Source organism: Kitasatospora sp. NPDC059803 (assembly GCF_042732255.1).
Lineage (GTDB): Bacteria > Actinomycetota > Actinomycetes > Streptomycetales > Streptomycetaceae > Kitasatospora.
The window spans coordinates 1,756-12,109 of record NZ_JBHWIJ010000271.1 but is presented as its reverse complement, the minus strand read 5'-3'; the positions used below and the strand labels follow the sequence as shown (position 1 = coordinate 12,109).

Sequence of the window (10,354 nt, the reverse complement as noted above, 5' to 3'; positions counted from 1 at the left end):
GGGGGGGGGGGCGCCCGGGCGGGGGCGGGGGCGGGCGCGGTCAGCCGCGGCGGCGGGCCAGCAGGGCCTCCTTGAGCCGCGGGAAGCGGGTCCGCAGCACGTGCGCCGCCTGCTGGCGGACGCGCACCGCGCCGGACCGGGCGATGGCCGCCGGCGCCGGACCGGGCGGACCGAACAGCAGGCGCTGGTTGGACAGCTGGTCCGGCCGCCAGCGCTGCTTGTACGGCTCCTGGCCGCGCAGCAGGCCGAGCAGCGGGACGCCCGCGCCGACCGTCTCGTCCAGGGCGGCGCTGAACAGCAGCCCCGCGATGTCCAGCCGCTCGCGCAGCACCGGGTGCGCGCCGTACATGTACAGGCCTCCGAAGGAAGGGCAGAGCAGCAGCAGGTTCACCGCGACCAGTTCGCCGTTCAGCCGGAACTGGTGGACGGTCGCCCTGCCGGTGGCGACCAGGCCGACGGTGGACTCGGTCAGGTGGCGGGCGAAGCGCTCGGTGCGGTGCTCCGGGGTGACGCCGCGCTGCTGCCACTGCAGGAAATGCAGCCGCAGCAGGCCCTCCAGCGCCGCCGGCACCTCGGCCGCCGGCGTCGAGCTGACCTGCACCCCGGCCTCGGCGATCTTGCGCAGCTTCACCCGGCTGCGTTGCGCGGTCTTGCCGGGCACCCGCTTGAGCAGCCGGTCCATCGGGACGGCCGGCAGGTACTGGCAGAGCGAGTCCTGGTAGCGGCGGCGCCGGCCGTGCCAGTGCTCGTACACCCGCTGCACCGCCGCCTCGGGGTGCACCTCGCGCAGCTCCAGGGAGTGCCACGGGCGGGTGAGCGGGAGGGCGGCGGCGAACTCGGCGGCGGCCCGGTCGGCGCAGTCGTCGTCGAGCAGCACGTCCGAGTAGTCGACCAGCCCGGCGCCCAGGGCGGTCAGCCCGCCGAGCGGGCCGCCGCGGCGTCTGAAGGCACCCGCGCCGACCAGCAGGCCGTCCCGGCGGACGAGCACCACCAGCAGGTCGCCCGGACTGCCGTAGTGGCGCCACCAGGAGCGCTGCCAGACGGCGGCCTGGAAGAAGGTGGCGGTCCGGCAGCGGGCGGCCAGGTCGTCCCACTCCTCGGCGAGGGTGTCCAGGGCGTCGTCCTCGCGGCGCAGCTCGGTGGTCCAGCCCGGCGCCGCCGGCTGGGCCGGGAGGCCGGTGTGCCGGGTCTCAGTGCTCATCGCCCGCTCCCGGCCGTGGCCTTCTCCTTGGCCGGGGGCTCCTCGGCGCTCTTCTTCGCGGCGGCGGCCTTCCCGGGCTGCCCTTCCGCCTCCTCGCCCTCCTCGGCCTCCTCGGCCTTCTCCGTCTTCTCCATCTTCTCCGTCTCCTCCGCCTGGCCGGTCTTGCCGGCCTCGTCGGCCTGCCCGGCCCGGTCGGCGGCGGGCGGCTCCTCGCCGCGCGGGCGGGGGGTGGCTGGCGTCGTCGGCTCCACCGGGGCCTCGGCGGCCTCGACGGGTTCGGCGGGCTCGGCGGCCTCCGGCGGGGCGGCCTCGCCCCGGCGGCGGGTCATCATCACCAGGGCCCCCACCAGCAGCCCGGCCGCGCCGCCGACCGCGACGTCCAGCGCGGCGGACGGGGTGGTCGGCTTGTCCGGCTCGGCGGCCGGCGCCAGTGTCACCAGCCGGACACTGGTGTCCTTGCTGCTCGTGTTGGCGAAGGAGACCAGCGAGCGGGCCACCGCGTCGGCGGTCTGGGCCGCCTCCTGGGGGCGCGTCCCGGTGCCGGTGATCTCGATCATCGGAGCGTCCGGGGAGGTGGTCCCGTGCACCAGGGACTCCAGCTGGGCACGGGTGTGGCCGGTCTCGACGGCCGCCACCGCGAGCACCTGCGGCTGGCCCGCCAACCGCCCGTACGCCTGCGCGAAGTTGGTCGCGGTGGCGGCCTCCCCCGGATTCTGCGGCACCACGAGGACGTAGGCGCTGGCGGCGTACGAGGGGTGCGAGACGACGGCGTACCCGGCGCCGGCCGCGGCGCCCAGCGGCACCGCGAGCGCCACCGGCCACCAGCGGCGGACCAGGTGGCGGGCCCTTCGGCGCGGTGTGGTCATGGGTGTGACTCCTTGGGTATGTGACGGCGGTTCCGGTGGCGGCGGGCGGTCAAGCGCGGGCCAGCCGGTCGTAGAGGGCGCCCAGGTCGGCGGCGACCCGGGCGATGTCGTAGTGGCCGACCGCCGGGGGGTGCGGCAGCGGGTCGGCGTTGTGGTCGTTCAGGTGCCGCAGGTCGCGCAGCGCGGCGGCGTACGCGGCGCCCTCGGAGGGGATCCGGCGGGCCTGCGGGGCGGCGCTGGGCGGCAGTTCGTCGAGCGCCGGGCAGGCGCTGTGCCGCACCGGCAGGCCGGCCGCGAGGCCCTCCAGGATGCCGAGGCCGAAGGTCTCCGCGGTGGAGGGGGCGGCCAGCACGTCCAGGGCGGTCAGCAGGTCGGGCACGTCGTCGCGCTCGCCGGTGAGCACCAGCCGTTCCCGGACGCCGAGTTCGGCGGCCCGGTGCTCCAGCGCGGCGCGCTCCGGGCCCGCGCCGACCAGCACCAGCCGGGCGGCCGGGTCGAGTGCGGCGAGGGCCTCCAGCAGCACCTCGAAGCGCTTGCCGGGGACCAGCCGGCCGACTCCGCCGACCACCCAGCTCCCCTCCGGCAGGCCGAGTTCGGCCCGCAGCCGGCGGCGGGTGGCGGCCCGGTCGGCGGCCGGGCGGCGGTAGCGGGCGGTGTCGATGCCGTTGGGGATCAGCTCGACCCGGGCCGGTGGGACGCCCCAGGAGTGCAGCGTCTGGGCGACCTGCCGGGAGACCGCGACGGTGGTGCTGCCGAGCCGTTCGGCCGCCAGGTAGAGGCCCTTGACGCCGCGGGTGACCGGGCGGCCCTCGATCACCCCGGCGTGCAGCGAGTGCTCGGTGGAGACCACCGCGCGGACCCCGGCGAGCCGGGCCGCCAGCCGGCCGTACAGCTGCGCCCGGTACAGGTGGGTGTGCACCAGGTCGTAGCGGCCGGAGCGGACCAGCCGGACCAGCCGGGGCAGCGCGCCCAGGTCGCGGTTGCCGCGCATGCCGAGGTGGTGGACGGTCACCCCGTCGCCGCGCAGCGCGGCGGCGACCGTGCCGGGGTTGGTCAGTGCGACCACCTCGCACTGCTGGTGTGCGGGCAAGTGCCGCAGCAGCAACTGGAGTTGGCGCTCGGCGCCGCCCGAGGCGAGGCCGGTGACGATGTGCAGAACCCTCACGGCCGGGCCCCCCGCCGGGCGACCAGGGGGCTTCGGCGCAGCTCGGTGACGGTGTCGCGCAGCCGCTGCCGGCCGCGTTTGGCGCGCAGCCGCCAGGCACCGTCGCGGTCGCCGACGTAGCAGCGGGGCAGCGCGAAGCGGCCGGTGAGCGGGGAGTGCGCGATGGCGCAGGCATAGTCGTAGCCGGCGTCGCGGACGGCCTGGGTGGCGGGCAGGTCGACGGCGCCGTACGGGTAGCAGAAGCCGGTGACCGGGCCGCCGACCACGTCCTCCAGGAGGCGCCGGCTCTCCCGGGTCTGCACCGCCAGGACGTCGGCCGGCAGGCCGGGCAGCGCCTGGTGGCCGAGGCCGTGCGAGCCGATCTCCCAACCGGCGGCGGCGAGTTCGGTGACCTCCTGGACGGTGAGCAGCTGCTTGCGCGGCCCCTCGGCGTCCCAGCCGTTGTCCCGGCCGAGCAGGTCGGCGACCACGTACGCGGTGGCGGTGAAGCCGTACGCCTGGAGGATCGGCACGGCGTAGCGCGCGAAGTCCGCGTAGCCGTCGTCGAAGCTCAGCCCGACCAGTTTGTCGTCCCGGCCGGCGGCCCGGGCCCGCATCAGCTCGCGCACGGAGACGCCGCGCCGCCCGCGCCGGTGCAGCCAGGCGACCTGCTCGGCGAACCGCTCGGGGCTGACGGTCAGCTGGTACGGGTCCTCCTTCTCGACCGCCACCGAGTGGTACATCAGGATCCACGGCGAGGAGGAACCGGGGCCGGACGGTTCGCCGAGCGGGCGGCGGCTCCTGGACAGCCGCGCCTTCGGTCCGGCGGAGTCGGTGTACGGGAGGTCGCCGCGTGGTGCGGCTGCGGCCGGTACGGCCTGGCGGCGGACGCCCGCCTGGGTCGAACGGACGGTTCCCCGTTCATTGTCCATGGGGAAGCTTCCCTTCATCGGCGACGGTTGGCGGGTTCAGGGCCCGGGCCACGGCGAGGACCGGACCGCGCACCTCACGCGCGCCGAGGCCGGTGCCGAGGACGGCGAAGGCCAACGCCACGGTGAGGCCCCCGAGGAGGGTCGAGAGCAGGGGGCCGGTGGCCAGCCCGGCGACGGCGGCGCCGAGGGCGGTGGCGCCACCGGCGGCGGCCAGCAGCCGGGCGTGGCCGCCGAGCACCCGGCGCAGCCGCAGCGGGATGCCGCGCAGCACCAGGCCGTGCAGCAGCAGCGCGGCGGCGGCGGTGATGCCGGCCGCGTTCCCGGCGGCGAGCCCGAGGGCGCCGAAGCGGGGGGTGGCGAGCAGGCTGACCACGACGGTGACGCCGAGGCCGAGCAGCATCGCGGCGACCGGGAACCAGTCCAGCAGCCGGCGGCCGCCGTCCTCGGTGCCCGGATCGTCGGCCCGGCGGACCACCGGGCGCAGCGAGAAGTACGGGCGGATCATCACGCCGATCAGCGCCTGGGCGGGCAGGCCGAAGCTGTAGACCCGGATGACGGCGGCGGTGGCCGCGGTGTCCCGCGGGCCGAAGGCGCCGCGCTGGAAGAGCAGCGAGACCACCGAGGGGGCGCAGGCCATCAGGAAGGCGGTGCCGACCAGGACGACCGCCGCAGCCTGGCCGAGGTCCTTCTCGACCCGGTCCCGGGCGGCGGTGAGGTCCCCGGCCGCCAGCGCCCGGGCGACCAGCGGGAAGGTGACGGTGCAGATCAGGATGCCTGCCGTCATGGCCAGTTGGGAGACCTTGGCGGCGTAGTTGAGGTGCGAGATGGTGCCGGGCGGCAGCGCCGAGCCGAGGTAGCGCTCGACGAAGACCTGCGACTGCCGGGTCAGGGTGAACGCGGCCACCGGCAGCAGGGCGAACGGCATCAGCACCAGCGCCTTGCGGGAGCGGCGGGAGCGGCCCGCGCCCGGGTGCGATCCCGGGCCCGCACCCTGGCGCAGCCGGCGCAGGAACGGGGCGACCAGCAGGCCGGCCATCAGCAGGCTGCCGAGCGCGACGCCGAGGGCGGCGGAGCGCACGCCCAGGAAGGACTGGCAGCCGAGCAGCACGGCGAGGATGCCGACGTTGTAGGCGACGTAGATGCCGGCCGGCGCGGTGAAGCAGTGGTGGGCGCGCAGCGCGGCGGCGAGGTAGCCGGCCACGCCGAACGGCAGCACGGTGATCGCGGTGATCCGGGTGCAGGTGACGGCGAGGCCGGGGTTGGCCAGGCCGGGGGCGAGCAGCTCGACCAGCTGCGGGGCACCGAGGGCGGTGGCCAGCGCGAGCCCGCTGAGCGCGAGCAGCAGCCAGGGCAGGGTGGCGCGGACCAGTTGGCGGACCGGGTCGGGGGCGTCCGGGTCCTCCTCGCGCAGCACCAGGGCGAGCGCGAAGGCGGGCACCATGAGGAAGGACATGGCGTCCTCGATCAGCAGCGGCGCGGCCGTCTCCGGGACGGTCCAGGCGACCAGGAAGGCGTCGGTGCCCTGGTTGGCGCCGAAGTAGCGGGCCAGCAGGAGGTCGCGCAGCAGGCCGAGGCCGGAGCCGGCGGCGCTGAGGACGGCGGTGATGCCGAAGGCCTTGGCGAGGAAGCCGCGCCGGGGGGCCGGATCGGGCCCGGGCGGCCGGCCGCCGGCGCGGACGCCGCGCGGGGCGGGCACGGCGGAGGCGAGGGCCGGCTGGTCGGTGGTCATCGCGGGTCGGCCTCCGCGACGCAGGCCCGGGCCGCGAGGCCGAGGACGACGGAGGTCAGCACGGTGGTGGTGCCACCGATGTCCGCGTACAGGTAGTCGACCAGCACCCAGGTGAGCAGGGCCAGGGCGGCGAGGGCCGGGCCGCGGGAGTGGCGCAGGCAGCCGAGCAGCAGGCCGAGGAAGAGCGCGGCGTAGGCGACGATGCCGATCAGCCCCTGCTCGCTGAGCACCAGGAAGTACATGTTGTGCGGGGAGAGCAGCGGTTCGCGCTGGAAGCCGATGGTGGAGTCGGCGGCGTCGCTGCCGGAGGAGAGCCGCAGCGGGGCGTGGCTGTCGCGCAGTTGCTGGAAGGCCTTGGGGCCGGCGCCGTGGACGGGGTGGTCCTGCCAGATCCGCCCGGCGGTGGACCACAGGTCGTAGCGGTCGGAGACGGACTGGTCGGGGGCCGCGGAGACGGAGCCGATCGAGCCGAGCCGCGCGGTGACGCCGGAGGCGCCGAGGCCGAGGCCGCCGACCAGGACGACCGCGCCGGCCAGGCCGAGGACGGCGCCGCGGACGGCGAGCCGGGCGTCGGCGCGCAGCAGCAGCACGGTGGCCGCGGCGGCGGTGGCGATCCAGCTGCCGCGGCTGAACGAGACGGCGAGCGGGAAGGCCAGGAAGGCGGCGGCCGCGAACATGGCGCGGCGCAGCCGGACGTCGCCGCCGGGGCGGCGCTCGGCGAGCGCCAGGGCCAGGGCGGCGAGCAGCCCGTAGCTGACGACCGTGGACATCGCCATGATGTCGAGGGCGCCGAAGGTGCCGACGGCCCGGATCGGCTGGCCGGTGTAGGAGGCGCCGGTCCGGGTGAGGTACTGGTGCGCGCCGACCACGCCCTGGATCAGCGCGGCGAGCACGAAGGAGCCGAGGACCAGCCGCTGGTCGACGCGGTCGCGCAGCGAGCAGAGCACCCCGGCCGGCACCAGGACGAACACCTGGGTGAGCCGGACGAAGCCGGTGAGGCTGGTGGCCGGGTCGATCGAGCCGACGGTGGCGACGGCGGCGGCGACCACGATGCCGCCGAACAGCACGCAGGTGGCGCGGCTGACGGCGGGCAGCCGCCCGCGCAGCAGGTTGAGCGCGGTGAGCGCGACCAGGGCCAGCGAGGCCACGTCGGCGGCGGTGACGTGGACGGCGGCGGCGACGTCCTTCTCGCCGGTGGGCACGCAGACCAGCAGGACGGTCGCCGCGGCGAGCAGGCTGGGCCGGTCCGCGAGCGCGGGCAGCGCCTTGCGTAACGCGAGCCGGGGGACGGCGGGAAGGGTCAGGGCCACGCGGGTCAGCTCCCGTCCGGGTGGAGCATCAGGACCGCGGTGCGGCACAGGATCTTGACGTCCTGCCAGAGGCTCCAGCTCTCGATGTAGCGGTTGTCGAACCGGGCCCGGTCCTCGATCGAGGTGTCCCCGCGCAGGCCGTTGACCTGGGCGAGGCCGGTCAGGCCGACCGGGACGCGGTGGCGGTCGGCGTACTCGGGGTAGGCCTGGCCGAACCGCATGACGAAGTAGGGGCGTTCCGGGCGCGGGCCGACCAGGCTCATGTCGCCGCACAGCACGTTCCACAGCTGCGGCAGCTCGTCCAGCGAGCTGCGGCGCAGCAGCCGGCCGACGGCGCCCATCCGGTGGTCCTGGGAGATGTTCCAGCGGGTCGCCGACTCGTGTTCGTTGCTCGGGCGCAGGGTGCGGAACTTGAGGACGGTGAAGACCTTGCCGTCCAGCCCGGTGCGCTGCTGGCGGAAGAGCACGCCGGGGCCGGTGTCGAAGCGGACGGCCAGCGCGCAGAGCACCAGGACGGGGGCGAGCAGCAGCAGGCCGAGCCCGGCGGCGGTGACGTCCAGGGCGCGCTTGGCGGCCCAGCCGGGGCGGCGCATCGCCGGGCCGCCGACCCGCAGGCAGGGGAAGCCCCACAGGTGGTCGGCTCCGGCCAGCGGGCCGGCGGGCAGCGAGCCGTGCTCGCGCAGCGCGGGCACCAGCCAGACCTGGCAGCCGAGCCGGGCGGCGTCGCGCAGGGCGGCGGCGGTCTCGGCCTCGTCGGCGGCGCCGGCGGTGGCGACCACGTGGTGGATCCGGTGCCGGCGGACCTCGCGCTCCAGCACCTCGCGGCCGCCGAGGACGGGCAGGTCGGTGTCGCCGGCGAGCAGCGGCGGGTCGGCGTCGAGGAAGCCGACCGGGCGCATCCCGTACTCGCCGCGCTCGCTGAGGGCGGCGGCGACCCGGCGGCCGAGCCGGCCGGCGCCGAGCACCAGGACGGGGTTGGGGCGGCTGCGGCGGATCCGCCGGACCAGGTGGTAGAGCACGGCGCGGCCGACGGCGGCGATCAGCAGCTGGACGCCGAGCAGGACGGTGAGCCGGGCCGGGGTGGCCGGGCCGCAGTCGGGCCAGCGGCCGTCCAGACAGCCGGCCAGGGTGACGGCGAAGGCGGTGGCGACGACGGCCCGGACGGCCAGCGCGGGCAGTTCGTCCAGGACGGAGAGGGTGAGCCGGGTGCGGTAGAGGCCGCCGACCAGGTTGAGCACGAGCAGCAGGGGCAGGACGGCGGCGGCACCGAGCAGCGGCGCGAGCGGGACGGCCGGGTCGACGGCCCGGTTGGCGAGGCCGGTGGCGGTGCACAGCGCGATCGCGTCGACCTGGACCAGCGCGAGCGGCAGGGCGAGCCGGGAACGGACCGCCCCGCGGGGCCGGCGGGGCGGCGGCACCGTCCGGGTCCGGGCGGATCCGGCCGGACGGTCGAGCAGCCCGGTGCCGGGCCGCCGCGGGCCGGACAGGGACCGACCCGCTCGCGGCACGCTGTCGTGGTCAATGGTCATCAGCGCACGAACTCCCCTGCTGTGTGCCCGGGGTGACGGCGCCCCGGCACCGGATGGCGCGGAGCGGCCGTCCCGGCCCGGTGGGCGCGGTCCTGACAGCACCTGCTACCGCTGGCGGCTTTCGGTCCTCTCGCACCGGGCCCGGCCGCGCGGGGCGCGGCCATGAAGGGCTCAGTCGCGAATTCCCGGCGTGAAATCGAAACGAAGCAGGCGAAATCCGACAATACATAACCGGGCTGCGCAGGCTGGAAGTTGACTTGCCGTTTCATTCCAGCCGCCCATTAATAGGTATTTCGGATTTGACGCCTCGTCCCTATCCGGTTGAGGGTGCGAATACGACGGCGCCGGATCGGCGGGCATTCACGGCATGTGAAACGATCAGATCCGCTCTGGGACACGGGCCCGGCGCCGCCCGGCCGCCGGACCGGCACCCAGCAGATGGCGGTACAGCGCGTCCACCTGTTCGACCACCGTGCGGACGTCATGCCGGGCAACCACGTGATCGCGCAGCCGCGCCCCGCGCCGCTCACACTCGATCGAATCGGACAGCGCTTCCGCCATTCGGGTGGCGAGCGCGGTCACGTCCTCGGGCGGCACCACCGCCCGCTCCCGCTCGGCCTGGGGCAGGCACTCCCGGGCGCCCGGCACGTCGGTCAGCAGCACCGGACGGGCCACCGCCATCGCCTCCAGCGGGGCCAGCGCCATGCCCTCCCAGCGCGAGGGCAGCACCACCAGGTCGGCCGCCGCCAGCCACGGCCTCGGATCCGGCACGTCCCCGACCAGCCGGACCCGGGACGGCTCGGCCGACTCCCGGACCAGATCCGCCAGCCGGTTCTCCTCGGGGCCGCCGCCCACCAGCGCCAGCCGGGCCTGCGGCACCGCCCGCAGCACCTCCGGCCAGGCCGCCAGCAGCACGTCCTGGCCCTTCTGCCGGCACAGCCGGCCGACGCAGACCGCGAGCGGCGCGTCCAGGTCCAGGCCCAGCGCGATCCGGGCCGCCCGGCGGTCGGCGGGTGCGTAGTGGCGGACGTCCACGCCGTTGGGCACCACCGCCCAGTCCGCGCTCACCCCGGCGGCGACGCCGTCGGCCCGCTCCTGGACGCTGACACAGAGCAGGCGGTGCGCCCAACGGCTGGCGAAGCGCTCCCAGTGCAGGGTGGCGGTGGCCAGCGGGCCCTCGACGGCGGCGAAGGACCAGGCGTGCGGCTGGAAGACGGTCGGCACCGCGCCGCGTACCGCCAGCCGGCCGGCCAGCCCGGCCTTGGCACTGTGCAGGTGGACCACGTCGGGCGCGGCCGCCCGGACGATCCGGCGCAGCCGCCACGCCTCGGCGGCGGTGCCCGGGCCCGGCGAGCGCCCGGCGGGCCAGTCATGGACCAGCGCGCCCACGGCGGCGGCCTCCTCGGCCAGCCGGCCGCCGCCCGGGCAGGCGACCAGCACCCGGTGACCGGCCTCGCGCTGCCCCCGGACCAGATCGGCGACGACGCGGGCGACTCCGCCGTCCACGGGCTGTGAAATGTGAAGGATCGTCATATGCACGGCGGCGAGCCTAGGGTGGCTCCCCCGCGCCGGGCGGCCCTCGTCACCCGCAGGTGGCGGGGCGTGGGGTGGCTCGGAGAGGTATAAGGGACGGGGGAGAGTGG

General features: G+C 76.3%; 8 protein-coding genes. All 8 read right to left on the bottom strand.

Annotated elements, in window-relative coordinates:
* Positions 1–40: 40 nt before the first annotated feature.
* A complete protein-coding gene (locus ACFV6I_RS31380; protein ID WP_380428918.1) occupies positions 41–1,201 on the bottom strand; it encodes a GNAT family N-acetyltransferase in 1,161 nt (386 codons plus the stop codon).
* Positions 1,198–2,067, bottom strand: a complete 870-nt coding sequence (locus ACFV6I_RS31375) for a Wzz/FepE/Etk N-terminal domain-containing protein (protein ID WP_380428915.1) — start codon at positions 2,065–2,067, stop codon at positions 1,198–1,200. The genes ACFV6I_RS31380 and ACFV6I_RS31375 overlap by 4 nt, the downstream gene beginning before the upstream one ends.
* Before the next feature lie 49 nt (positions 2,068–2,116).
* Complete coding sequence (locus ACFV6I_RS31370; RefSeq protein ID WP_063349605.1) at positions 2,117–3,232, bottom strand: glycosyltransferase; 1,116 nt, start codon at positions 3,230–3,232, stop codon at positions 2,117–2,119.
* Entirely contained in the window at positions 3,229–4,143 is a 915-nt protein-coding gene (locus ACFV6I_RS31365) for a polysaccharide deacetylase family protein (RefSeq protein ID WP_380428912.1), read from the bottom strand. The genes ACFV6I_RS31370 and ACFV6I_RS31365 overlap by 4 nt, the downstream gene beginning before the upstream one ends.
* Positions 4,133–5,872 carry a lipid II flippase MurJ gene (locus ACFV6I_RS31360; RefSeq protein WP_063349604.1) on the bottom strand — a complete coding sequence of 580 codons (1,740 nt, stop codon included), beginning with the start codon at positions 5,870–5,872 and terminating at the stop codon, positions 4,133–4,135. The genes ACFV6I_RS31365 and ACFV6I_RS31360 overlap by 11 nt, the downstream gene beginning before the upstream one ends.
* A complete protein-coding gene (locus ACFV6I_RS31355; RefSeq protein WP_363369069.1) occupies positions 5,869–7,182 on the bottom strand; it encodes an O-antigen ligase family protein in 1,314 nt (437 codons plus the stop codon). The genes ACFV6I_RS31360 and ACFV6I_RS31355 overlap by 4 nt, the downstream gene beginning before the upstream one ends.
* A 5-nt stretch (positions 7,183–7,187) precedes the next feature.
* Entirely contained in the window at positions 7,188–8,711 is a 1,524-nt protein-coding gene (locus ACFV6I_RS31350; protein WP_063349602.1) for a sugar transferase, read from the bottom strand.
* Between the two features lie 378 nt (positions 8,712–9,089).
* Positions 9,090–10,244 (bottom strand): glycosyltransferase, encoded by a 1,155-nt coding sequence (locus ACFV6I_RS31345; protein ID WP_063349601.1) that lies wholly within the window; start codon positions 10,242–10,244, stop codon positions 9,090–9,092.
* Positions 10,245–10,354 lie beyond the last annotated feature (110 nt).